The 24676-nt window shown below is 66.1% G+C and carries 15 protein-coding genes; 14 read left to right on the plus strand and 1 reads right to left on the minus strand.

Annotated features, from left to right (window positions below; all coding sequences use genetic code 11):
* Positions 1-9: 9 nt before the first annotated feature.
* The 11 genes from ACLJEU_RS19365 to ACLJEU_RS19415 all read left to right on the plus strand — a co-directional run bounded on the left by ACLJEU_RS19365 (position 10) and on the right by ACLJEU_RS19415 (position 17286).
* A complete protein-coding gene (locus ACLJEU_RS19365) occupies positions 10-1656 on the plus strand; it encodes an amidase family protein (RefSeq protein ID WP_414664154.1) in 1647 nt (548 codons plus the stop codon).
* Positions 1653-3233 carry an amidase family protein gene (locus ACLJEU_RS19370; protein WP_414664155.1) on the plus strand — a complete coding sequence of 527 codons (1581 nt, stop codon included), beginning with the start codon at positions 1653-1655 and terminating at the stop codon, positions 3231-3233. Before ACLJEU_RS19365 ends, ACLJEU_RS19370 begins: the two co-directional genes overlap by 4 nt.
* 19 nt (positions 3234-3252) lie before the next feature.
* Positions 3253-4932: an amidase family protein gene (locus ACLJEU_RS19375; RefSeq protein ID WP_414664156.1), complete on the plus strand. Its 1680-nt coding sequence runs from the start codon at positions 3253-3255 to the stop codon at positions 4930-4932.
* Positions 4932-6497: an amidase family protein gene (locus ACLJEU_RS19380; protein ID WP_414664157.1), complete on the plus strand. Its 1566-nt coding sequence runs from the start codon at positions 4932-4934 to the stop codon at positions 6495-6497. The genes ACLJEU_RS19375 and ACLJEU_RS19380 overlap by 1 nt, the downstream gene beginning before the upstream one ends.
* A 32-nt stretch (positions 6498-6529) precedes the next feature.
* Positions 6530-8110, plus strand: a complete 1581-nt coding sequence (locus ACLJEU_RS19385; RefSeq protein ID WP_414664158.1) for an amidase — start codon at positions 6530-6532, stop codon at positions 8108-8110.
* Positions 8111-8118: 8 nt separating this feature from the next.
* Complete coding sequence (locus ACLJEU_RS19390; RefSeq protein WP_414664159.1) at positions 8119-9156, plus strand: type II asparaginase; 1038 nt, start codon at positions 8119-8121, stop codon at positions 9154-9156.
* Positions 9157-9316: 160 nt separating this feature from the next.
* Positions 9317-10483: an asparaginase gene (locus ACLJEU_RS19395; RefSeq protein WP_414664160.1), complete on the plus strand. Its 1167-nt coding sequence runs from the start codon at positions 9317-9319 to the stop codon at positions 10481-10483.
* Positions 10484-10502: 19 nt separating this feature from the next.
* Positions 10503-12035: an amidase gene (locus tag ACLJEU_RS19400; RefSeq protein ID WP_414664161.1), complete on the plus strand. Its 1533-nt coding sequence runs from the start codon at positions 10503-10505 to the stop codon at positions 12033-12035.
* Positions 12036-12046: 11 nt separating this feature from the next.
* Positions 12047-13612, plus strand: coding sequence for an amidase (locus ACLJEU_RS19405; protein ID WP_414664162.1), 1566 nt, complete (start codon positions 12047-12049; stop codon positions 13610-13612).
* 237 nt (positions 13613-13849) lie between these two features.
* Positions 13850-15430, plus strand: a complete 1581-nt coding sequence (locus ACLJEU_RS19410; protein ID WP_414664163.1) for an amidase family protein — start codon at positions 13850-13852, stop codon at positions 15428-15430.
* Between the two features lie 119 nt (positions 15431-15549).
* On the plus strand, positions 15550-17286 hold the full coding sequence (locus ACLJEU_RS19415; RefSeq protein WP_414664164.1) for an asparaginase domain-containing protein: 1737 nt from the start codon (positions 15550-15552) through the stop codon (positions 17284-17286).
* 172 nt (positions 17287-17458) lie between these two features.
* On the opposite strand, the gene ACLJEU_RS19420 is transcribed toward ACLJEU_RS19415, so the two are convergent.
* Positions 17459-19525, minus strand: a complete 2067-nt coding sequence (locus ACLJEU_RS19420) for an amidase (RefSeq protein WP_414664165.1) — start codon at positions 19523-19525, stop codon at positions 17459-17461.
* A gap of 288 nt (positions 19526-19813) precedes the next feature.
* Here ACLJEU_RS19420 and ACLJEU_RS19425 point away from each other — a divergent pair, with 288 nt between their 5' ends.
* The 3 genes from ACLJEU_RS19425 to ACLJEU_RS19435 are packed head-to-tail and all read left to right on the plus strand — an operon-like array spanning position 19814 to position 24665.
* A complete protein-coding gene (locus ACLJEU_RS19425) occupies positions 19814-21406 on the plus strand; it encodes an amidase (RefSeq protein WP_414664166.1) in 1593 nt (530 codons plus the stop codon).
* On the plus strand, positions 21403-22962 hold the full coding sequence (locus tag ACLJEU_RS19430; protein WP_414664167.1) for an amidase: 1560 nt from the start codon (positions 21403-21405) through the stop codon (positions 22960-22962). The genes ACLJEU_RS19425 and ACLJEU_RS19430 overlap by 4 nt, the downstream gene beginning before the upstream one ends.
* A gap of 47 nt (positions 22963-23009) precedes the next feature.
* Positions 23010-24665, plus strand: a complete 1656-nt coding sequence (locus tag ACLJEU_RS19435) for an amidase family protein (protein ID WP_414664168.1) — start codon at positions 23010-23012, stop codon at positions 24663-24665.
* Positions 24666-24676: the final 11 nt, after the last annotated feature.

The following is a 24676-nucleotide window of genomic DNA, read 5'->3' on the forward strand; positions in this document are numbered from 1 at the left end:
CCTTTTCCCATGAAACGCCTCCTCCTCGCCTCGCTGCTTGCGGTCGTCGCCACGACCCGTTCGCCCGCCCTCGACCTCGCCACCGCCTCCATCGCCGACCTCCAGTCCGCGATGGCCAAGGGCACCCTCACGTCGGAAAAGATCACTGAGTTGTACCTCGCCCGCATCGCGGCGTACGACAAGCAGGGTCCGAATCTCAACACGGTCATCACCGCGAACGCGAAGGTGCTGACCGAAGCCAAGGCCCTCGATGCCGAGCGCAAGGCCGGCAAGGTCCGCGGCCCGCTGCATGGCATTCCGATCGTGCTCAAGGACAATATCGACACGTTCGATCTGCCGACGACCGGCGGCTCGCAGTTGCTCGCGGGATCGATCCCGCCCGATGACGCCTTCATCGTGAAGAAACTCCGCGCGGCCGGCGCGATCATCATCGCAAAGGTCAACCTGAGTGAATGGGCCGGGGGCGGCGGCAGCGTCAGCGGTGCCAAGGATCCCGCGGTACTCAAAGCCGGCGCGGTCCCGAATGGCTTTTCCTCGATGGGCCTGCAGACCCGCAATCCGCACAATCCCGAGCACGGCCCCGCCGGTTCGAGCGGCGGCACGGGTTCGTCCATCGCCGCCACGTTCGCCCAGTTCGGTCTCGGGACCGACACGGGCGGCTCGGTCCGCGGTCCTTCCTCGGCCAACGGCATCGTCGGCCTCAAGCCCACGCTCGGCCTGCTGAGCCGCGACGGCATCATTCCGCTCGCCCTCACCTTCGACACCGCCGGACCGATGGCGCGCAACGTGTACGATGTCGCCGTCGCGCTCAGCGCGATGACGGGCGTCGACTCGGCCGACGCCGCCACGCAGGCCAGCGCTGGCAAATTCGAGAAGGACTACACGAAGTTCCTCAAGACCGGCGCGCTCAAGGGTGCACGCATCGGCGTGGCCCGCGACTTCACCGGCAAGGACCCGGAAACCGATCGCATCTTCAACGCCGCCGTGGCCGAACTCACGAAGCTCGGCGCCGTGGTCGTCGACGTGAAGTACCCGGAATTCATCCTCCAGGCCAAGCAACCCATCTCGTCGCTGATCATGGCGTCCGAGTTCAAGGCCCAGGTGACCGAGTATCTCAAGACGACGAAGGCCGGGTATCCGAAAACCTTCGACGAAGTCGTCGCCCGCTCGAACGACCCGAAGACCAACTACCGCAGCCCGGAAAAAGCCTACGGCCTGAAGTACACCGCGTCGGTCGCGCTCGACCTCACGGACCCCGTTTACCTCGCCGCGAAGAACCAGGGCCTCGCGCTGATCAAGTCGACGATCCTCGCCCTCTTCGCCAAGCAGAAGCTCGACGCCATCGTGTACCCGACGTCGCCGCGGCCCGCGCCGATGATCAAGCCGCTCACGCCGGCCCCGACGGGTGGCGCGGATTCCGCCACGAGTTTCGCCAACCAAACGGGTTTCCCCGACTTGATTGTACCGGCCGGCATGACGAAGGACGGGCTGCCCGTGACGATCAGCTTCTTCGGCACGGCGTTCACCGAGGCCAAGCTGCTCGGCTACGGCTACGATTTCGAACAGGCCACCAAGGCCCGGATGCTGCCGAAGACGACGCCGTTGCTGCCGGGCGACACGTTCAGCGCCATGGTCGCGTCCGCCTCGGCCAAATGAGATCGCGCGCGCTTCTCCTCGCCGCGACCTTCGCCACGCTGGCGTCACTGCCCGCGCCGGCGAAGGCCAAGCCGGTCGAACTCGCCACCGCCACCGTCGCCGATTTGCAGGCGGCGATGACGGCCGGCACGCTCACCGCGGAGAAGCTCGTCACGCTCTATCTCGCCCGGATCGCCGCCTATGACCAGCAGGGTCCGAAGCTCAACACGATCCTCGCCCTGAATTCGCGCGCGCTTGAAACCGCGCGCGCCCTCGACGCGGAGCGCAAGGCCAAGGGGCCGCGCTCCGCCCTCCACGGCATTCCGATCCTCGCGAAGGACGTCTTCGACACCGCGGACATGCCCACCACCGGCGGCTTCAAGCCGATGGCAACATCGCAGCCCGCCCGCGACTCGTTCGTGATTGCGCGCCTCCGAGAGGCCGGCGCGATCATCCTCGGCAAACTCAACCAGGCCGACTGGTACGCCGTCATGCCGGCCGGCGCGAGCACGCTGACCGGCCAGGTGCTCAGTCCGTACAACCTGAAAAAATTCACTGGCTACTCGAGTTCCGGCACCGGCGCCAGCATGGCCGCGTGGTTTGCGACTGTCGGCCTGGGCAGCGACACCGGCGGCTCGATCACGATTCCCTCCACGCTCAGCAACCTCGTGGGGTTCGCCACCACCCACGGTCTCGTTTCGCGCACCGGCATGATGTGGAGTTCTCCCTCGCAGGAGAACGGCGGACCGATGGGTCGCAGCGTCTACGACTGCGCCGCCGTGCTCGACGCCATCGCCGGTTACGACCCCGCCGATCTGCCCACGCAGGCGAGCGTCGGCAAACTTCCCGATCGGCCCTACACCAGTTACGTTTCCGCCCACGGACTCAAGGGCGCGCGCGTCGGCGTGCTGCGCGAGATGTTCCGCACCGGCCCGCTCCACACCGAGGGCAACGCCCTGGCCGAGCAGGCGATCGCTGATTTCAAGACCGCGGGTGCCGTTGTCCTCGATCCCGTTCTCACTGGTCTCAACTTAATCGATACGCAGGTCGACGCGGGCGCCTCCCGCTTCGAAGTGGCCGCCGCGATCAACAAATATCTGGCCGGACTCCCGGCCGACGCGCCCGTCCGGACTGTCGACGAGATGATCCGCAAGGCCGGCGACACGACGGTGAAACCGAACATCGTCGCGGCCAACGCGGCGCTGAAAACCACGCCGCTCGCGCGCAACCCGGAGTTCGCCGCCGCGCTCAAGCATCAGGAGAGCCTGCGCCAGGCGCTCGTCGCGCTCATGGATCGCTTTCAGCTCGACGCCCTGATCCTGCCCTTCTCGACCGCGACGGTGCCGGAGATTCCGGTCAAGACCTACTTCAGCCGCGAGAATCGCAACAACCTCAGTTCCTACACCGGTCTGCCCACGATCATCGTGCCCGGCGGATTTTTCCCGAGCGACGGCATGCCGTTTGCAATGCAGTTCCTCGGCCGCCCGTTCACGGAACCCGTGTTGATCAAACTTGCCAGCGGCTACGAAGCCGCGACGCGTCACCGCAAGCCTGCGCCACTCACGCCCGCGCTGCCGGGCGAAAAGCTCTCCGACTGATTTCCGCCTCCACCTTTCCATGAGACCTGTCCACCTGCTTCCGGTTCGTCGTATTCGCCTGGCTGCGACGGCACTCGCCCTCGCCACGCTGGTCTTTCCCGCGCGCGCCGTGGATGTAGCCAAGGCGACAATCGCCGACCTGCAGGCTGCGATGAAATCCGGCGCGCTCACCGCCGAGAGCCTGACCCAGGTGTATCTCGCGCGCATCGCCGCCTACGACCAAAAGGGACCGACGATCAACTCCGTCATTCTCCTCAATCCCAAGGCGCTCGAGACCGCCAAGGCGTTGGATGCCGAGCGCAAAGCCGGAAAAGTCCGCGGTCCGCTGCACGGCATCCCGATCGTCCTGAAGGACAACTACGACACGTTTGATCTGCCCACGACGGCGGGGTCGCAACTGCTGGCCGGATCAATTCCACCGGACGACGCGTTCGTCGTGAAGAAACTGCGCGCGGCCGGCGCCATCATCGTGGCCAAGGTCAACCTCTCCGAGTTCGCCGGAGGCGGCGGTTCCGTCAGCGGCGCGACCGATCCCGCAGTTCTCAAGGCCGGCAACGTTCCGAATGGTTACTCATCGATGGGCGGCCAGACCCGCAACCCGCATGTGCTCGAGCGCGGGCCGGCGGGTTCCTCCGGCGGCACCGGCGCCGCCATCGCGGCAGCGTTCGCGCAGTTCGGCCTCGGCACCGACACCGCCGCCTCCGTGCGCGGACCCGCTGCCGCGTGCGGCGTCGTCGGACTCAAGACAACCCACGGCCTGATCTCCCGCGACGGCGTCGTACCGCTCGCGCTGACCTTCGACACCGTCGGGCCGCTCAGTCGCAACGTTTATGATACGGCCGTCGCGCTGTCGGTGATGGCTGGCCTCGACCCGACCGATGACTCTACCAAGAAGGGCGTCGGACACACGGAGGCCGATTACACCACGCATCTTCGCCGCGGCGCGCTCAAGGGCGCCCGCATCGGCATCGCGCGGGACTTCATGGGCAAGAACAAGGAGATCGACCGCGTCGTCGAGAGCGCGATCTCAGCGCTGCGGCAGCAAGGCGCTGTCATCGTCGATCCGATCGTCATTCCGCCCGCCGTGCTCCAAGCGCGCGCTGGTCTGTACAACACGGTGCGCACCGCCGAGTTCAAGGCGCAGATTGCCGATTACCTCAAGACGGTCGGACCGTCGTATCCAAAGAATCTCGACGAGCTCGCGGCCCGCGCCAACGACCCGAAATCCGGCTACCGCAGTCCCGGCAAGGCCTACGGCCTGAAGTACTCCGCCGCCAATGCGCTCGCGTTGACCGACCCGGTTTACCTCGCGGCGAAAGACTACGGCACGATGTACGTCCGCGCCGCCATGGAGGGCGTTTTCGCGAATCATCAGCTGGACGCGATCCTTTACCCTACCTCGCCCGAGCCCGTTGCCCTGATCAATCCGCCCGCGGGCGCTCCGGCGGGCGGCGCCGGCGCCTCGCCGCTGAACATTGCGAATCTCACCGGTTTTCCGGATCTCGTCCTTCCCGCCGGGGTCGCGAACGACGGATTGCCCGTGGCGATCTCGCTCCTCGGCCGCGCCTTCTCGGAAGGCAAGCTGCTCGGCTACGGTTTCGATTTCGAACAGGCAACGCAGGCCCGCGTGCTGCCGAAAACCACGCCGCTGCTGCCCGCCGATACGTTCAGCGGCAAAGTCGCCGTCGCCACGCCGTGATGACGCTCCGCGCCCTTCTCGTCCTCGGCGTCGGCCTCGCGCTGCCGCCAGCCTCCGCGGCCACGCTGGATCTCGCCACCGCCTCCGTCGCCGATCTGCAGGCGGCGATGAGCAGCGGCGCACTGACCGCGGAGAAGCTCGTTGCGCTCCATCTGGCCCGCATCGATGCGTACGACCAGCAGGGGCCGAAGCTCAACACGATCATCACGCTCAATCCGCGCGCCACCGCCGAGGCGCGCGCGTTGGACGCCGAGCGCCGCGCCGGCAAGGTCCGCGGTCCGCTGCACGGCATCGTGATTCTGGCCAAGGATGTCTATGACACCAAGGACCTGCCGACCACCGGCGGTTTCCTGCCGATGGCGGCGTCACAGCCGTCCCGCGACGCCTTTGTCATCGCCCGCCTGCGCGCCGCGGGCGCGATCGTTTTGGCGAAGCTGAACCAGTCCGACTGGTACGGCGTCGCGCCGCGCGGCGCCAGCACGCTCAAAGGCCAGGTGCTCAGCCCGTACAACGTCGCCAAGTTTCCCGGCAGCTCGAGTTCGGGCACCGGCGCCGGCATCGCGGCGTGGTTCGGCACCGTCGGGCTCGGTTCCGACACCGGCGGTTCCATCACGATTCCGACCGCCCAGAACAATCTCGTCGGCTTCGCCACGACGCACGGCCTTGTCTCCCGCACCGGCATGATGTGGAGCTCGCCGCGCCAGGAAAATGGCGGGCCGATGGGCCGCAGCGTCCTCGATTGCGCCGCCGTGCTCGACGCCATCGCCGGCTACGATGCCGCCGACCTCGCCACCGAGGCGTGCATCGGCCGCATGCCCGATCGCCCGTACACGAGCTACGTCCACGCCGAGGGCCTGCGCAGCGCGCGGATCGGCGTGCTGCGCGACATGGTGCGCACGGGCCCCGGTCACGAAGCCGGTGTGGCGCTCTTTGAAAAGGCCGTCGCCGACGCCAAGAAGGCCGGCGCCCTCCTCGTCGATCCCGTGCGCACCGGGCTCGATCTGATTCAGTTTCAAGCCGACGCCGCCGCCTCATCGTTCGAAGTCGCCGCCGCGATCAACAAGTACCTCGCCGGCCTCCCGGACACCGCGCCGATTCGGACCGTCGATGAGATGATCGCGAAGGGCGGCAAACTCGTGAAGCCGGGCATCGTCGAGGCGGCGAAAAACCCGACGCCGCTCGAACGCAGCGCAGGACTTCTGGCCGCCTATCGGCAACAGGACGCCCTGCGCACCGTGCTGGTCGAGCTGATGGACAAACTGCAACTCGACGCGCTGTTGCTGCCGTTCCGGACGTTTCGCAGCGACGACGTCGGCGGCGACGCCCGCAGCACCCAGAGTCCGGATACACGCAACACGCTCTCCTCGTACACCGGCCTGCCCACGATCATCGTGCCCGGTGGTTTCTTTCCGGCCGATGGCATGCCGTTCGGCGTGCAGTTCATCGGCCGCGCGTGGAGCGAGCCGACCCTGATCAAACTGGCCAGCGGCTTCGAAGCGGTCACCCGCCACCGGAAAGCTCCTTCCACCACGCCGCCGCTCGTCGGCGAAACCATCACCTACTGAGTTTTCGTTTCATCGTCCTCTCCTCCCGCTTCATGTCGCGACCGACTCTTCCGCTCCTCCTCGCCGCCGCCCTTGCCCTGCAGCCGCTGCGGGCCGCCACGCTCGATCTGGCCACCGCCACGATCGGCGAACTGCACACCGCGATCGAGAAGGGTGCGCTGACCTCCGAGAAACTGACCCAGCTCTACCTCGCGCGCATTGCCGCTTACGATCAGCAGGGGCCGAAGCTGGCGTCGGTACTCTTCCTGAATCCCAACGCCCTCGCCGAAGCCCGCGCACTTGACGCGGAGCTGAAGGCGGGAAAGTCGCGCGGCCCGTTGCACGGCGTGCCGATCGTGGTGAAGGACGTCTTCGACACCGCTGACATGCCGACCACCGGCGGCTACGTGCCGTTGAAAGGCGTGAAGCCGACGAAGGACGCTTTCGTGGTGAAGCGGCTGCGCGACGCGGGCGCCATCATCCTCGCGAAACTGAATCAGTCCGACTGGTACGGCCAGCCGGCCAACGTCGCGGCCTCGACGCTCGGGGGCAACACGCTCAACCCCTACGATCTTTCGCGCACGCCCGGCTGGTCGAGCTCGGGCACGGGCGCAGCGGTGGCGGCGGTATTCGGCGCGGCGGGCCTTGGCAGCGAAACGGGTTTCTCGATTCGCACCCCGTCGAGCGACAGCAACCTCTACGGCCTTGCTTCGACCTCCGGCTTGATCTCCCGCGACGGCCAGATGTGGAGCTACATCACCGGCGAGCGCGGCGGACCGATGGCGCGCAGCATGGCTGATCTCTGCACCGTCCTTGATGCCATTGCCGGCTTCGACAGTTTCGATCTCTGGACCGCGCAGAGCCTCGGCCAGATGCCGCTCAAGCCGTATGCCTCGTTTCTCGACGCGAACGGACTGAAGGGAGCCCGCGTCGGGGTGTTGAAGGAAGGCTGGGACTTTCATTCCCCCGCGCACGATCCGGACGTGGTCGCGATCGCGCGGAAGGCCATCGCGCTATTCACCACGAGCGGCGCCAAGGTGATGGAACCCGTTTCCCTCGGGCTCGATCTCCCGCAGTTTCTTACGGCCAACGTATTTCCCAGTCGGTACGAACGCATCGCGGCGGTGAACCACTACCTCGCGCGCCAGGGACCGGGCTATCCGTTCAAGAACGCCTCTGAACTGCTCCTGAATCATCCGGGCGTGCCCGGCCGCGCCAACGACAAGGCCGCGATCGAGCGACCGATCGATCTGAATCGCGACCCCGAGTATCGTGCGACGCTGGCGGGCAAGGCCGCGCTGCGCGCCGCGGTGATCGCACTGATGGACCGCTACGCGCTCGATGCCCTCATCTACCCGCACAAACTGAGCAAGGCGCTGAAACTCGGCCCGCGCGACGACGCGGAGCGCAAGTATGACGCCAACCAGCTCAGCCCGCTCACCGGTTTGCCGGCGCTGATCGTCCCGATGGGTTTCACGCCCGATGGCAATCCGGTCGGGCTGGAGATCCTCGGACGTCCGTGGAGCGAACCCACCTTGATCAAACTGGCGAGCGGCTATGAGGCCACCGCCGGTGCGGTCCGCCAATTGCCCAAGACCACGCCTGCGCTGCCGGGCGAAACCATCACCTACTGATCACTTCCATGCGTTCACTCCGATTCCTCCTCTGTCTGCTTTGCGCCGCGCCGCTCGGCGCCCTGGCCAGCGCAGCCCTGCCGAAGGTCCGGCTCTTCACCACCGGCGGCACGATCCAAAGCAAGGGCGCGCACCGCGAAAAAATCGCCGAATACAACGATGGGCGCGTCACGCCCAAGGAGTTAATCGATGACCTGCCCGAGTTGAAGGATTTCGCCCAAGTCGACTTCGAGGAGATCGCCAACGTCGGCAGCCCCGGCATCACGACCGAGCACCTGCTCAAGCTCGCCAAGGGTCTCAACGCCTGGCTCGCACTCCCCGAATCCGGCGGCGCCGTCGTGACCCACGGCACGGGCACACTCGAGGAAACGGCTTACTTTCTCCAGCTCACGATCAAGTCTGACAAGCCCGTGGTGGTCGTCGGCGCGATGCGGCCCTGGACCGGCATCAGCCGCGATGGCCCGCTCAACCTGATCAACGCGGTGCGCACCGCCGCCGCACCCGAAGCCGTGGGCAAGGGCGTGATGGTGTTGCTCAATGACACGATTCACTCCGCGCGTTTCGTGACCAAGAACAACACCTACCGGGTCGAGACCTTCGTCTCGCGCGAAGTCGGACCGCTCGGCTACGCGGACTCCGATCGCATCGCGTTCTACCGCTCGCCCCTGACGCGGCACACCACGCGCTCCGAGTTCGATGTCAGCAAACTGGAGACGCTGCCCGCGGTCGACATCGTCTACGGTTACCAGGAAGCCTCCGCCGCCCCGCTCGAGGCCCTCGTCGCCGCCGGCGTGAAGGGCATCATTCTCGCAGACAGCGCGCCGTCGTTCGGCCGCGCGACGTCCCTCGCACTCTCCAAGGGAGTGGTCCTCGTGCAGAGCGATCGCAAGGGCTCCGGTCGCGTGCTGAACAGCGAGCGCGTCGCGGGCCGCGGCTTGATCACCGCCGACAATCTCAACGCCCAGAAGGCCCGGGTGCTCCTGCGGCTCGCTCTCACCAAGACCACCGACGCCAAGGAAATTCAGCGCATCTTCAACGAATACTGAGGTGGCGGGGGAGTTCGGAGTTGAGAGCTGAGGGTTGAGAGTTCGAGCCACCGCAAGGCCTCACGTACGTCGACCACCCGCCGACCTCATTGCCGCAACGTTCCCATCCGAGCCAACCCACCGAATCGAAAACCGTCCTGTCGACCACCCTTTCACTTTCATGAAACTGATTTCCCTTTCCCCCTCGCTCGTCGCCGCGATCGCGCTGACGACCTCCGCGTTGCGCGGAACCGCCCAGGAAATTCCGCCGATCGCCCCGCCCGGACTCAACCTGCCGCGCGTCGTCCTGATGTCGATGGGCGGCACCATCGCGAGCCGGGGCGACACCCGGATGAACATCAACAACTACGGCGGGCCGGGTTCGCCGCGCGTTGACCCGGAACACTGGGTCGCCGATCTCCCCGACCTCGCGCTGATCGCGCGCGTGACGACGGAGGACTTTCGTCCGCCGCAGCCGCCGCCCGCCGCCCCGGGCGCGCCGCCCTCGACCGGCGGAGCTGGCGGCACCACCACGGAACAACTCTACAAGGTGGCCCGCCGTCTCCAGGAACTGGCGACGGACGACAAGGTGGACGGCATCGTCGTCACCCATGGCACCAACACCATGGCTGAATCCGCGTGGTTCATGAGCCTCACGGTGAACATCAAGAAGCCCGTGGTCTTCGTCGGCTCGCAGCGGCCGTGGACCGGCATCAGCGGTGACGGCCCGCTCAATCTCTACAACGCCGTGCGCATCGCCGCCACTCCCGCCGCCGGCGGGAAGGGCGTGCTGCACGCGATGAACCAGAACATCAACACCGCGCGCGACGTCACGAAGCTGAGTGCGTACCGGATGGATACGTTTCGCAGCATCGATCTCGGCGTGATTGGCGTCGCCGATCCGGACCGCGTGGTCTTCTACACCGAGCCGCTCCGCCGCCACACCTACAAGAGCGAGTTCAACATCGCGAACCTGCCGGCCGATTCGAAGGCGTTGCCCGCCGTCGAGTGCGTCTACGCCTACACCGAGGCACCGGGCTATCTCATCGACGCGCTCACCGAGCACGGCGTGAAGGGCATTGTCGTCGACGGCACCGGCGCCGGCAGCCCCACGGGGGGAGCGACCGGCCAGACCGAGGCCATCAAGCGCGCCCAGGCGAAGGGTATCATCGTGGTGGTGACGGCCCGCACGCGTGGCGGCCGGGTGCAGGACACCCCGCGCCGGCGCGAATCCGGCATCATTCCCGCGGACAATCTCACCCCCGAGAAAGCCCGCATGCTGCTGCAGGTCGCGTTGGCCAAGACCAGCGACCCCAAGGAAATCAAACGCATCTTCGACGAGTATTGAACCCACACCGCTGCTCACCATGTCGCACTCCCGCTCCACTCCGCCTCCGCTGAACCGCCGCCGTTTCCTCGCCTCCATCGCGGCGGCCGGCACCGCGTCCGCCGTTCTCGCCACCCGCCTGCGGGCCGCCACGGCCGAGACGTCCAAGATCCCCGACGATCCCCTCTTCACCTCCGCGAAGCGTCTCGCGGCGATGATCAAGGCGAAGCAGATCTCCGCCACCGAAGTCGTCACCGCGCACATCAAGCGCATCGAAGCGGTCAACCCGAAGCTCAACGCGGTGGTCTTCCCGATCTTCGAGCGCGCGCTCGCCGAGGCGAAGTTTGCCGACGAGGCCACCGCGCAGGGCCGGTCCTTCGGGCCGCTTCACGGCGTGCCCTGCACGATCAAGGACTCGCACGAAGTGCAGGGTGTCGTGTCCACCGGTGGCACGCTCGGACGCAAGGGCTACATTCCCGCGCGTGACGCCACCTACGTCGCCCGGGTGCGCGCCGCCGGCGCCATCGTATTGGGAAAATCGAATACGCCCGAGCTGACGCTCTCCGGCCAGACAACGAATCTCATCTACGGGAAAACTCACAATCCGTACAAACTCGGCTACCAGCCCGGCGGCTCCACGGGCGGCGGCGCGGCGATCATCGCTGCGGGCGGCGCGCCCTTCGACATCGGCACCGACTTCGGTGGCTCGATCCGCGGGCCCTCGCATTTCTGCGGCATCGCCGGCATCAAACCGACGACCGGCCGCGTGCCGCGCACCGGTCACATCGTCGACTTCGGCGGCTACTTCGACTCCTTCCAGGTGATCGGCCCGATGGCACGCTGGGTGGAGGATTTGGAACTGATCCTGCCGCTGATTTCCGGCCCTGATTACATTGACGCCGCGATCGCGCCGGCACCGTGGCTCGAGCCGCGCGATGTCGACCTGAAGAAAATCAAGGTCGTGTACTATTTGAACAACGGTTCGGAGAAACCGCTCACGCCCGAAACCGAAGCCGCGGTGAAAGCCACCGTGAAGCGGTTCGCCGATCTCGGCGTGACCGTGGTCGAGGAATGTCCCACCGCGCTCATCCGTGAATCGCAGGATCTCCGCACCGCTCTCTCCACCGCCGATGGTCGCGCGTGGACCAAGCGGATGCTGAAGAAGTACGGCACGACGCAGGTCTCGCCGGTGATCAGTCTCACCGACTCGCCGCAATGCGACGTCGGCGAGTTCACGCGTCTCGCCGACGCGTTGGATGCAAACCGGTCAAAGTTCCTGCAATGGATCAAGCCGTATGACCTGTTGATTTGTCCCGCCAACCGCGGCCCCGCGGAGCCGTGGCCGGACTCCCTGAAGCCCACGGCACCGGATCCGAAGAACATCGGTTTCACCACGACCTACAACAACACCGGCTGGCCCGGCACCGTCGTACGCGCCGGCACCTCGCCGGAAGGCCTGCCCATCGGCGTGCAACTCATCGCCCAGCCGTGGCGCGAAGATGTTTCGCTCGCCGCCGCCGCGTTCGTCGAAGCCGCGTCCGGCTTCGGTTACCAGAAACCCACCGCCGTCTGATCCTCCCGACCATGCGCACCTTTTCCCCCTCCACTTCCCGCCGCGACTTCCTCGGCAAACTCGGCGTCGGTTCCACCGGCGCCATGCTCGCCGCGCTCCCCGCGCTCACCTTTGCCGAGGGCGCGCCACCCAAGGCCTCGTCCAGCTGGCTCACTTCGAGCGATCCGTCGGAGGACATCCTCTGGATGTCGTCGACCAAGCTCGCGCAGATGATCCGCCAGAAAAAGATCTCCGCCCGCGACGCGGTGGAAGCCTGCATCAAGCGCATCGAGCAGGTGAATCCAAAGCTCAACGCCGTTGTGCAAACCTGCTTCGACCGCGCGCGCACGGAGGCCAAGGCGGCCGACGAGGCGCTGGCCGCCGGCCGGATCATGGGCCCGCTGCACGGCGTGCCGTTCACGATCAAAGATTCGCTCGACACCGCCGGGGTGATTTCCACCGGTGGCACCGTCGGACGCCAGGCCTACATTCCGCCAGAGGACGCCACCGTCGTGGCCCGCGTGCGTGCGGCTGGCGCGATCCTGCTGGGCAAGACCAACACCCCCGAGTTCACACTCGCCGGCGGCGGTATCCCCGGAGTGGGGACGACGGCGAACATCATCTACGGCATCAGCAAGAATCCGTGGGACTTGAAACGCTCGACGGCCGGTTCGTCCGGCGGAGCGGGCGCCATCGTCGCCGCGGGCGGCGCTTCGTTCGACATCGGATCTGACTACGGCGGATCGATCCGCATGCCCGCGCACAACAACGGCACCTGCGGCCTCAAGCCGACCTTCGGTCGCGTCCCGCGCACCGGCCACATCGTGGACTTCGGCGGCATCTTCGATTCCTGGCAGGAGATCGGACCGCTCACGCGCCGCGTCGAGGACTTGAATCTGATCACCGGCCTGATTTGCGGCCCCGACTACAAGGACGCCGCCATGATCCCGATCCCGTGGCGCGATCCCGCGGGCGTTGAGGTGAAGGGCCTGCGCGTCGGTTTCTACGCCGAGAACGGCGTCGCCGAAATCACGCCGGAGACCGTGGCCATCGTCAAAAAGGCGGCCGCCTACTTCAGCGAACTCGGCTGCCCGGTGAAGGAGGATTTCCCCAAGGCCATCATCATGGAACTCGAGGAAATCCGCGCGAAGCTGTCACCGTGTTCCGGCGCGAGCCTCCTGCGACTGGCCGAAAAGTCGGGCACCAAGGCCATCTCGCCCACCATCGTGACGCGCGCGAAACAGGAAATGCCATCGACGGCCGAGCTCACCGAGCTGCTCGAGAAACAGGACGCCAACCGGAGCAAGCTGCTGGGCTGGATGAAAAATTACGACATCGTGATCAACCCGGTGATGCCGAAGCCGGCCCAGTTGATTAACATCGGAGAGCAACCCAACGCCCGCCGCCCCGGCAGCAGCTACATGGGCGTCCACAACACCAGCGGCTATCCGTCCGCCGTCGTGCCCGCCGGCTTTTCCCCCGAAGGCCTGCCAATCGGCGTGCAAATCATCGGTCAGCCTTGGACCGAGGACAAAGTGCTCGCCGCGGCGGCGTTCGTCGAAAGCAAGACGGGCGGCTGGCGCAAGCCGCCGGTGTGAATCGTCGGCTTCGGAACAAACCGCCTTCCCTGGGCAACGGGCGCGCAGCCCGTTCAGCCCATTCAACTCCGTCTGATCGCTGGAAAGTGAGAGGCCTGAAAGAGCCCTGGGGTAACTCCTGCTGCTGAATAACGCCAATCACTCAACCGCACTCGCACGTCCAGAAACTCAATCAGGTTAAGCCTCAGGACGTCCGTCCGGGATGTCCGTTGCAAACATTTTCCTCTCTCCTACAAAATGCGTTCATACATCGTCCGACCGCTGCTCACTGTATTCATGGCAACGACCGGACTCGCTCTGGTCTCGCACGCCGTCCGGGCCGCGTCCTTCAACCTCACCACGGCCACCACCGCCGACATCAACGCGGCGTTCGCCGCTGGTGCGCTGACCTCGGAGAAACTGACCCAGCTCTACCTCGCGCGCATCGCCGCCTACGACCAGGCGGGACCGAAGCTCAACGCGATCATTGCGCTCAACCCGAAGGCGCTCGACGAGGCCCGCGCATTGGACGCCGAACGCAAGGCCAAGGGGCCGCGTTCGCCGCTGCACGGCATTCCCGTGCTGGTGAAGGACAACTTCGACACCTACGATCTCCCCACGACCGGCGGCTCCATTGGTTTCAAGGGCGCCATCACCGCGCACGATGCCTTCATGGTGAAAAAGCTCCGTGAAGCCGGCGCGGTCATCATCGCCAAGACCAACATGGACGAGATGGCGCGCGGCGGAAACGGTGTATCCTCATTGGGTGGACAGACGCTGAACGCGCACCGGCCCGACTTGATCCCCGGCGGTTCCAGCGCCGGCACCGGCTCCGGCCTGGCGGCGTTTTTCGCCCCGCTCGGACTCGGCACCGAAACCGGCGGCTCGGTTCGTCATCCGGCGAATGACAACAACATCGCCGGCATGGTCGCCACCGAGGGCCTGCTCTCCCGCGCGGGCATCATGCCGATCTCGATGTCCCAGGACCGCGGCGGCCCGATGGCCGCGAGCGTGTATGATCTCGCGGTGTCGCTGACTGTGATGGCGGGCGTCGATCCGAACGATCAGATCACCCGCCTGAGCATCGGCAAAACGCCTTCCGCGCCCTACGAGAGCTTCCTGAAGCCCGGCGTGCTGAAGGGCAAACGCATCGGAGTGCTGCGGGATCTTTTCAAGACCGGTCCGGAGCACGAACCGTATATCAAACTCATCCTCGAGGCCATCGAAGTGTTGAAGAAGGAAGGTGCCGTCATCGTCGATCCGGTTTCCACCGGCACCGATCTGCTGGCGATGACGCAGGGCCAGAGCCTCGGCAACTACGAGTACAAGTACGCCTTCAACGCCTACCTCGCCGCGCGCGGCCCGAACCAGCCCTTCTACACGCTCAAGGACCTGATCGCCTCCGGGAAATTCCATCCGCGGCTGGCGGAAAACTACGGCAAGTCCGAGGCCGCCCCGGCGATGGAGTTGAATTCTGAATACGCCGGCAAGTACCGGAATCGCGCCGCGCTCAAGAAAACGCTCGAGGACCTGCTGGCCAAGTTCGACCTCGACGCGTTCGTGTATCCGGTGCGCTCCGGTCCGCTCCCGAAGGCCGGCACGTGGCCGATGCCGCCCGGTGCCTCCGGTCAGAGCGTCAGCGACTACTGCGGCCTCCCCGCCATCACCGTGCCCGCCGGCTTCACGCCCGACGGTGAACCCGAGGGCATTGAGTTCATGGCCGCCGCCTTTGAGGACGCGAAGCTCCTGCAGGTCGCCTTCGGCTACGAGCAGGCCGCGCCGCACCGCAAGCTTCCCGCCGCGACGCCTCCGCTGCCCGGCGAGAAGTTCGATTACTGAGAATCCTGCCATTTTGCCCTGGGACCGCGACCGCCCCCGGTCGCTTCCGAACCGAAGGCGACCGGGGGCGGTCGCGGTCCCAAAAAGAAATCCCTCCCTCCGCCATTCACACTTTCACCGTGATCACGCCCACGTCATTCCGCCTCCTTTGCGCCGCCCTCAGTCTCGCAACGTCACTCTTCGCCGCCGACGCCAAGCCGCGCATCGCCGTCTTCTCCGGCCCAACGGCCACGATTCAAAACTCCCGGCCGCTCGTCACGAGCAACAAGGCGCGCGCAGCCGCCGGGCTGCCGCTGCTCAACGGCGCGGACGGCAAGCCGCTCACGTTTGATGAACTTTACCCGCAACGCGTCGCGGCACCCGTCACGGTGTACGTCGAACAATTCACGGCGCACCCGCTCGAATCGGACGCGGCGAAACTGTACGCGGCGCCCGACGGCTACGTCGCCCCGGACGGTTCGTTTGCGAAGACCCGGCGCGCTCCCACCGACAAACCCGTATACGCCGTCACGCTGAAACCCGAGGACGGCGTCTACCCTCTGCCCTTCATGGGCCGCCAAGCCGATGGCTCCGCGTGGGACTCCACCACCGCGCGACGCGGCGCACCGTTCACGCAATCGCGTCAGACCTTCTATCCGAACGCCGCGCGCATCCTTGAGGAAATCGAACGCGCCGGGGGCCGGATTTATGAGAAGGCCGATTTCGATTTCTACCGGCCCGCGCCGTCCGGTGGCTATACGCAGGGACTGCCGGCCGCGGCCCGCACGGATGCGGGCGACGGCGACATTGTCGCGGAAAAACTCGGCGAAGACTTCTTCACCTACGGGCCCTACGGCTCATCGCCCTCGCGCCCGCATCTCGCCCGCGCCACCAACATCGTTCAACGCGCCCTCGCCTCCGGCAAGTATGCCGGCGCAGTCTGGCTCGAAGGCAGTCCCAGCATCGAGGATACGGTCTACTGGCTCGGCCTACTGATCGACACCGCCAAGCCCATCGTCGGCAACTCAGCGCAGCGCGCCCGCGGACTCGTCAGCGCGGACGGAGACGCCAACATCATCGATTCGATTGGCTACATCACGTCGGGCGTGTGGCGCGACACCGCCGGCCGCGACCGGGTCGGGGCCGTCACGATCATGGATCAGGTAATCTACAACGCCCGCGAAGTGCAGAAGGGCGACGCCCGGCCCGGCGGCTACGTCGTGACCGGCGGTTTCGGCGGCATCGTCGGTACGACGGACTACGGTCCGAAGCTCACGTTTCTGCCGGTACGCAAAAGCACGCATCGGTCCGACGTGCGTCTCACGCAACTGCCCGCGACCGTCGCGGTCGTGGCGCGCACCGAGGGCGGACTCACCACCGTACCGTTCGCGACGAAAGATGCGGAGGGAAACCTGCTGCCGGCCGCGATTCCCGCCGTGACGATCGTGAAGTCGGCCCGCTGGCAAACCGACAACGACACGGCGCGCGACGCCTCGTCCCAAGTCGAAATCCTCGCCCGACTCGACGCGATCGTCGGCCGTCCGATGCCCGCCGGACTGGTGAGCGAAGGCCTGGCGCCGTACGGCAGTTCGATCGCACCGGTGGAGGCCGCGCTCGATCGCGTCGTGCTCAGCGGCATTCCCGTCGTGCAGGCTGCTCGCGGCGATTCGAACGGCTACATGCAGGCGAGCCCGGACAACCTGCGCATCGAGTCCACCAATCTCACCGCCACCAAATCCCGGATCCTACTCATGGCCTGCCTCCTCAAATTTGGCGCCCTGCCCCCGGCCAAGGATCCCACCGCTCCGACTCCCGCCGAACTCGCCGCCACCAAGGAAAAACTCAAAGCGTATCAGGCGGTCTTTGACACGCACTGAGTCGGCAGGAACGGAGTTGAAAGTTGAAGGGTGAAAGTTGAAAGACCAGAGGTACACTGGGTGCATTCAGGACATCCTAGTAACCGTTCGCTGCTCGGCCTCTGGTGATTGGTCTTTCAACTTTCACCCCTCAACTTTCAACTGAGGTTCTCCGCAAGGAGAACCTCCGGAGTCACTGTCCCGCCATGCCGTTCCCCTTGAGCGGTCCGAAGTCGGGCGGCGGTGAGCGGTGGTGGGTGGCGGCCTCATAGGCTGAGGCGATGCGCAGCATCACCGGCTCGCCGAAAGGTCGGGCCAGTACGTCGAGCCCGACCGGCAGCCGCGCAGCGACGGGTCCCACCAAGCGCGAACCGACGCGCCAGGAACTCGCCACATACTCGCCCTCAGCCGGTGCCGGCGGCAACGGCTGGGTCGCATCCTCCACGCGGTCGTACACCTGAGTGGTGAATCCGGCGGGCACCGTGATCGTCGGAAAACCCTGGCCACCGAGGAAACTCCACACCGCGTTTCGGCCGTTAACATTCGGCTCAGGCGGCGTCCCGAGTTTCGGCGGCGGCAGGTTGTTGGTCGGATAAACGACGGCGTCGAGTTTCAGCTCCGCCATGCACGCGAGCACGATCTGTTGCACGGCGAAACGACGCTGCATGCGCACGGCGGTGTCGAGCACCTGGGATTTTTCGTTGGACTCCAGGCTGCTCCGGCGACTGCCAAAGCGGACATCGTCGAAGAATTTCGCCTTCGTCATGAGATCGCTGATCGACTGGACGTTCGCATCGCCGCGCAGCTTGAGATAGCGGAGCAGCATGAACTTGCTCTCGCCCTCGGCGCGTGCCTGGCCGAGGTCGCGAATGGTGAGCATCTCGGGCACCTGGGCGGGATCGAGCGACATCGCAACAAGCGTCGACACGTGATCCGCCGCGGCCTTGCCCGCCGCGTTGAGAGGAAACTGCTGCGGATATTTTCGGGTGTAATATGCGTTCTGCACCTGTGGGTAGTACCGGCGGATGTACGGCGTGAACAGACCCTCGGGACCGGGCTCCACAACGTCGGCCCCGAGCTTCCTGAGATCCGCGATCGCGCGGTCGACGATGTCGATGTTCTCCTCGTCGGCCTTCGTGAACTTCGACTTGTCCATGTATTCCCGCACCACGCCGATGCGCAGGCCCTTGAGACTCTTCTCCCGCGCGAACGTTTCGTACGGCTGCTCCGGCAGCCGCCCGAGGCTGAAGGCGGTCATCTCGTCCTTCGGGTCGTAACCGGCGATGACGGTGAGAATGCGAGCGGCGTCCTCGACCGTGCGGCAGATCGGGCCCGTCCGGGTGTTCGTGCCGGCGCCGATCATGCCGTGACGGCTGACCAACTCCTGCGTGCCCGCAATGCCGACGAGATTGTTGTACGAGGCAGGTCCGCGAATCGACGTACCCGTCTCCTCACCGATCGCGCAGGTCACGAGATTCGCCGCGACCGCGGAGCCCGAACCGGAGCTCGAGCCCATCGGACTGCGCTCGGTGTCGTAAGGATTCACAAACACGCCGCCGAATGAACTTCGCGGAATGCCGGACGCGTATTCACCCAGATTGGACTTCGCCAGGATGATGGCACCCGCGGCGCGCAGCCGCGTCACAAAATCAGCGTCCACCGGCGGCCGATCGTTGGCGTACGCCACATCGGCGCCCGCGGTCGTCCTCAGATCAAACGTATCATACTGATCCTTAATCGCCATCACCACGCCATGCAGCGGACCGACGAGTTTCCCGGTCGCGGCAAACGTCCGGTCAAGCTCCGCCGCGACCTCCAGCGCGTCGGGCATCTTCGGATCCGCGTCGACCGCATCGGTGAGACTGCGGGCCTTCGTGTCGTCAAAGCCCCAGGCGCGCCGCGTGGCCGGCCGCAGATTGAGGGTGCTGAGCGCGTTAATCTGTCCGGCGTGCGGAATGGTTTTCACCTTGCCGAGAATGCCCTCGGGCATTTCCACCGCATGGCCGTTGTAGGCCTTGATGCGGGCGAGGTAGCGCTTCACGAGCGCCACCGCGGTGAGCTGCTTGCTCTCGATGGCGCGATGAATGTCGGCGATGGTCGCCTCCTCGATTGGAAACGCTGCGGGCGCACTACTGGCGCGGAGCGCTGCGGTTTGACTAAGCAGGATCGCACCCAGCAGGAGCGGGCGCGCTCCGAAGGAAAACCGACGGCGGTGAGGCCCGGTTTCCGAGTGATTTCGAAGCACGGAGGACGATGTCATTGGCGTTAACGCGCGCAGCCAGTGGTGACCCGCGCGTGCGCCCGCCAACGGCGGCGGGTGCAGCCGGCGATGCAGGAGTTGAGCCAGACGACCAACCACAAGCGGCATCACCTCCCTCGCTCGCGCCGACCTTTTCGCGCCACCTCGCAGCCGTTTCAGTTAAGGCGGAAATGATCCCGAATTAATTGAGGTGAACTCCTTCGCGCGATTCCACGCAAAGCCGACGCGCGCATTTTTGTGGCATCGCTCCTGCTCGGTGAGAACCGCCAATCACTCCCCTCGTCCGCCATGAACTCACCGCTCCCGGGACCCGTCTCCCGCGGCGCGCCGCCTTCGCGTCGCGCTTTTATTCGCAGTGCCGGCTACGGCACGGCCGCAGCCTTCGTCGCCTCCTCCCTGATCGCGCGTCTCAAGGCTGCGGATACGTCCGCGGGGGCGTTCCTGGCGTCGACCGACGCCACGGACGATCCGCTCTTCATGAGCGCGACGAAACTCGCCGCGCTGATCCGGGCGAAGAAGATCTCCGCGACGGAGGCGGTCACGCTCTGCTACAAGCGAATCGACGAGGTGAACCCGAAGCTGAACGCCGTGGTGTTCATGTGCCGCGAGCGCGCGCTGATGGAAGCGGCCGAAGCCGACGCCGCGCTGGCCAAGGGCAAACTCAAAGGCGCGCTGCACGGCGTGCCGATGACGATCAAGGATTCGTTTGATACCGCGGGCGTCGTCAGCACCGGCGGCACGCTGGGCCGCAAGACCTACGTGCCCGGCAGCGACGCCACCGTCGTCGCCCGCGCACGCGCCGCCGGCGCGATCCTCCTCGGCAAATCCAACACGCCGGAGTTCACGCTCGGTGGCGGCGGCAAGGGCACGCTCAATCTCATCCACGGCGTCACGCGGAATCCGCATCACACCCAATATCAGCCGAGTGGTTCCTCCGGCGGCGCCGGCGCGATCGTTGCGGCGGGCGGCGCGCACTTTGACATCGGCTCCGACTACGGCGGCTCGATCCGCGGCCCGGCCTACGCCAATGGCATCGCGGGCATCAAGCCCACGCTCGGCCGCGTCCCGCGCACCGGCCACATCGTCGGCTACGGCGGCGCGTTCGATTCGTTCCAGGAAACCGGTCCGCTCGCGCGTCGCGTCGAAGATCTCACTTTGCTGATGCCGATTCTTTCCGGACCCGACTGGTCCGACGCGGCGATGGCGCCGGTGCCGCTGGGCGATCCGGCAAAGGTGGATCTCAAGGGCCTGCGCGTCGCGTTCTACACGACGAACGGCATGATGGATCCGACGCCCGAAGTGCAGGCGCTGGTGAATCAGTGCGTCGGATACTTCTCGGCCCTGGGCTGCGTCGTCACCGACGCGAAGCCGCCGAAGATGAGGGAACTGGCGGAGACCCGGCAGAAATTCGAGGGCGCCAACGGCCGCGATCACATTCGCCGACTGCTGAAGAAACACGGGACGCTTCAGGCGTCACCTGGCCTGCGGGTCGAAGGCGACATCCTGCCGAGTTCCGAATTCACGCGGCTCTGTGAAGAGATGGATGCGATTCGCTCCGAGCAGCTCAGCTGGTTCGAGGGCTACGATCTCATCGTCTGCCCGGCCAGCCAGCGCGCGCCTATTCCACTCGACTATGAGCAACCCGGTGGACGCGAGGCCCGCAGCCGTTCGAGCTACACCAGCCAGTACAACACCACCGGCTGGCCGGCGGGTGTCGTTCGGGCCGGCACCTCAACCGCCGATCCGGGATTGCCGCTCGGCATCCAGATTGTGGCGCAACCGTGGCGTGACGACGTCGTCCTCGCTGCGCTCAGCCTGGTCGAAGCCAAATCGGGTGGTTTCAAGAAACCGTCATTCGCCTCGGAAAGGACCCAAGCATGAGCACCGCACGTCCTACGCTCACCACGCGCCGCGCGTTCCTCCATCGCACGGGCCTGCTCTCGGCGGCGGTCGCGACACCTGCCGCGATTGCTCCCTCCACTCGCGCCGCCACCGGCGGCGGCGACGAGATCATTGCGATGTCGGCGACGAAACTCGCCGCCCAGATCCGCGCCAAGAAAATCTCCGCGACCGAAGCGGTCGAGGCGTACATGAAGCGCCAGATCGCGGTGAACCACAAACTCAACGCCGTCGTCACGAACTGCTACGACCGCGCGCTGATTGAGGCGAAAGCGCTCGATGAGAAGGCGGCGAAGGGCGAGTTCGTTGGCGCACTGCACGGCGTGCCGATGACGATCAAGGACTCGCTCGACACCGAGGGCGTGGTCTCCACCGGTGGCACGATGGGCCGCCAGACGTTCGTGCCGAAGAAGGACGCCACCGTCGTGGCCCGCGCCCGCAAGCATGGCGCGATTCTCCTCGGCAAGACGAACACACCGGAATTCACCCTCGGTGGCCTGGCCGGCATCAGCACGGCGAGCAATCTGCTCTTCGGCGGCTCGCACAATCCGTACGACCTCACGCGGTCGACCTCCGGTTCCTCCGGCGGCGCCGGTGCAATCGTGGCCGCAGGCGGTGCGGCGTTCGACATCGGTTCCGACTGGGGCGGCTCGATTCGGGGACCGGCGCACAACAACGGCATCGCCGGCATCAAGCCCACGAGTGTCCGCCTCCCGCGCACCGGCCACATTGTCGACTTCGGTGGCGTATTCGATCTGTGGCAACAACTCGGGCCGATGACGCGCCGCGTCGAGGACCTGACGTTGATCACGCCGTTGCTGGCCGGGCCCGACTTCAAGGACGCCGCGTGCGCCCCCGTGCCGTGGACCGATCCCGCATCCGTCGACTTGAAGAAACTGCGCGTCGCGTTCTGCGCCGACAACGGAGCCACGCTACCCGCGGCCATGACGAGTGACGACACGAAGCAGACCGTCCGCCAGGCCGCGAAGTGGCTCGAGTCCGCCGTGGCGATGATCAAGGAGGATCATCCGAAGGAAATTCTCAACGAACTCGCCGCCGCCCGTACCAAACTGACCGGCGGTGATGCGTGGGCGTTTTACCGCCGGCTCGTCGACAAGCATGGCACGAAGAACTTTTCGCCGTCCGTGAAGGACCGCATGTCGCGCATGTCCGCCATCACCAGCGCCGAGTACGTCGATGCGTGGGAGAAGGCTGACGAAACGAAATCCCAGATGCTCGGCTGGATGAAGGCCTACGATGTCTTCATCTGTCCCGTCGCAGCAAAGCCCGCGCAACCGATCGACGTGGACCCGTCCGCCGCCAGCACGTTTGGCGCTCCCGGCAGTGGCTGGCCGTACACCGGCGCGTTCAACAGCACCGGCTGGCCATCCGTCGTCGTTCGCTGCGGCAGTTCGAGTGATGGCCGACTGCCGATCGGCCTCCAGATTGTCTGCGCGCCTTGGCGCGAGGACATCTGTCTCGCCGTGGCTTCATTTCTCGAAGCCCGGAGCGGTGGCTGGCAGATGCCGCCCGTTTGAAACCTTTGGCTCAACCGCCGCACCTTCTACGGAGAACGGGAATACTGATGAGACGACACTTCCTGGCTGTGGTGTCGGCAGTGTGGCTCCCGTTCTCCGTATTAGCGCGGCCGCTTGATCCCGCGGCAACCTTCTATCCCGTGGAGGAGGCCACGGTCGCAGGCATTCAGTCGGCCTATCTCCGCGGCGAAGTGAGCGCGCGCGAAATCGTTTCGGCGTATCTCGCCCGCATCGCCGCCTACGATCAGCAGGGGCCGCACCTCAACTCCATCATCAATCTGAATCCGCGCGCCTTGGACGAGGCGGACGCGCTTGACGCCCGCCTTCGCGCGACCGGAAAGCTCACCGGGCCGCTGCACGGCGTCCCTGTGCTCGTGAAGGATTGCATCGATGCCACCGGCATGCCGATGACCTCGGGCTTTCAAGGCTGGAAAAACTACGCGCCGCCCACGGACGCCCCGCTCGTCGCGAAGATCAAGGCCGCCGGCGGCATCATCCTCGGCAAGGCCTCGCTCTCCGAATTCACCAACGGCGGCGGCGACAATATCAATTCCGTGCTGCCGGGATTCGCGCGCAATCCCTATAACACCGCCTACGCCACCGGCGGCTCCTCCGGCGGGACTGGCGCCAGCATTGCCGCCAATTTCGCCCTCGTCGGCATCGGCACTGACACCGGTGGCTCGATCCGCATGCCGGCCGCCCACTGCGCGCTCGTCGGATTGCGTCCCACCGTCGGCCTGGTGTCGCGCACCGGCATCCAGCCGAACAACAGCATTCGCGACACGGGCGGTCCGATGACGCGCACGGTCACCGATTTGGCCGTCCTTCTCGACGCCATCGTCGGGACCGATCCCGCCGATCCCGCCACGCTGCGCGCCACCGATCACATCGCTCCCACCTACACCGCCGCGCTCAAACGCGACGCCCTGAAAGGCGCGCGGCTCGGCGTCCTGCGCCAGGTGTTCACCGCCAAGGTCACCGATCCCCGGATACTCGCGCATTTCGAGGCGACGCTCGCCGAACTGAAAGCCGCCGGCGCCGAAATCATCGATCCCTTCACCGTATCCGCGATTGAAGGACTGCCCCGCGCTCCGCAGACGCCGGCCCGGCGCAAGGCGGACATGATCAAGTTCCTCGCGGATCATCCCGGCATTCCCTATCCGACGCCCCAGGCCATGGCCGACTCGCGACTGGCGCATCCGCTCCATCAGACCGCGTTGGAATCGTACGCCGCGGCCGGCCCGGTTGAGACGGATCCGGCGACGCTCAAGGGGCTCGAAGTTGAGGAAGCCTACCGCGTCGCTTTTACCGCGGCGATGAACGCGGGGCGGATCGACGCCGTCATCTTTCCCACCTGGGCGCAACTTCCCGTCGTCAACGGCGACCGCAACACCCAGCTCATGACCGACACCCCGAAGCCCGTGCCCGCAGGCGCAACCGCGGCTCCGGGTGCGGTCACCGGCCTCGGCAGCAGCCTGACCTTTGTCGGCAGCACGCTGCAATGGCCCGCGCTGTCCGTCCCGAGCGGATACCTCGGCGCCAATCTGCCGGTGGGCCTGCAGATTCTCGGCCGGGCCTGGGATGAGGCGCGCATCATCGGTTACGCCTTCGCTTATGAGCAGGCGACGCGTCACCGCCGCCCGGCACCCACCGTCCCGCCGCTCGGGCCGCCCGCGGCCACATTGAGCGCGAGTTCTCGTTGATGCGTCTCGTT

Source organism: Terrisphaera buseokensis (assembly GCF_047521145.2).
Taxonomy (GTDB): Bacteria; Verrucomicrobiota; Verrucomicrobiia; order Opitutales; family Opitutaceae; genus ER46.

Excerpts from the sequence above, each read along its gene's own strand:
- ACLJEU_RS19380 (WP_414664157.1), top strand. The coding sequence starts at position 4,932 with ATGACGCTCCGCGCCCTTCTCGTCCTCGGCGTCGGCCTCGCGCTGCCG.
- ACLJEU_RS19390 (WP_414664159.1), top strand. The coding sequence starts at position 8,119 with ATGCGTTCACTCCGATTCCTCCTCTGTCTGCTTTGCGCCGCGCCGCTC.
- ACLJEU_RS19370 (WP_414664155.1), top strand. The coding sequence starts at position 1,653 with ATGAGATCGCGCGCGCTTCTCCTCGCCGCGACCTTCGCCACGCTGGCG.
- ACLJEU_RS19400 (WP_414664161.1), top strand. The coding sequence starts at position 10,503 with ATGTCGCACTCCCGCTCCACTCCGCCTCCGCTGAACCGCCGCCGTTTC.
- ACLJEU_RS19405 (WP_414664162.1), top strand. The coding sequence starts at position 12,047 with ATGCGCACCTTTTCCCCCTCCACTTCCCGCCGCGACTTCCTCGGCAAA.
- ACLJEU_RS19425 (WP_414664166.1), top strand. The coding sequence starts at position 19,814 with ATGAACTCACCGCTCCCGGGACCCGTCTCCCGCGGCGCGCCGCCTTCG.
- ACLJEU_RS19410 (WP_414664163.1), top strand. The coding sequence starts at position 13,850 with ATGCGTTCATACATCGTCCGACCGCTGCTCACTGTATTCATGGCAACG.
- ACLJEU_RS19395 (WP_414664160.1), top strand. The coding sequence starts at position 9,317 with ATGAAACTGATTTCCCTTTCCCCCTCGCTCGTCGCCGCGATCGCGCTG.
- ACLJEU_RS19365 (WP_414664154.1), top strand. The coding sequence starts at position 10 with ATGAAACGCCTCCTCCTCGCCTCGCTGCTTGCGGTCGTCGCCACGACC.
- ACLJEU_RS19385 (WP_414664158.1), top strand. The coding sequence starts at position 6,530 with ATGTCGCGACCGACTCTTCCGCTCCTCCTCGCCGCCGCCCTTGCCCTG.
- ACLJEU_RS19375 (WP_414664156.1), top strand. The coding sequence starts at position 3,253 with ATGAGACCTGTCCACCTGCTTCCGGTTCGTCGTATTCGCCTGGCTGCG.
- ACLJEU_RS19435 (WP_414664168.1), top strand. The coding sequence starts at position 23,010 with ATGAGACGACACTTCCTGGCTGTGGTGTCGGCAGTGTGGCTCCCGTTC.
- ACLJEU_RS19420 (WP_414664165.1), bottom strand. The coding sequence starts at position 19,525 with ATGACATCGTCCTCCGTGCTTCGAAATCACTCGGAAACCGGGCCTCAC.
- ACLJEU_RS19430 (WP_414664167.1), top strand. The coding sequence starts at position 21,403 with ATGAGCACCGCACGTCCTACGCTCACCACGCGCCGCGCGTTCCTCCAT.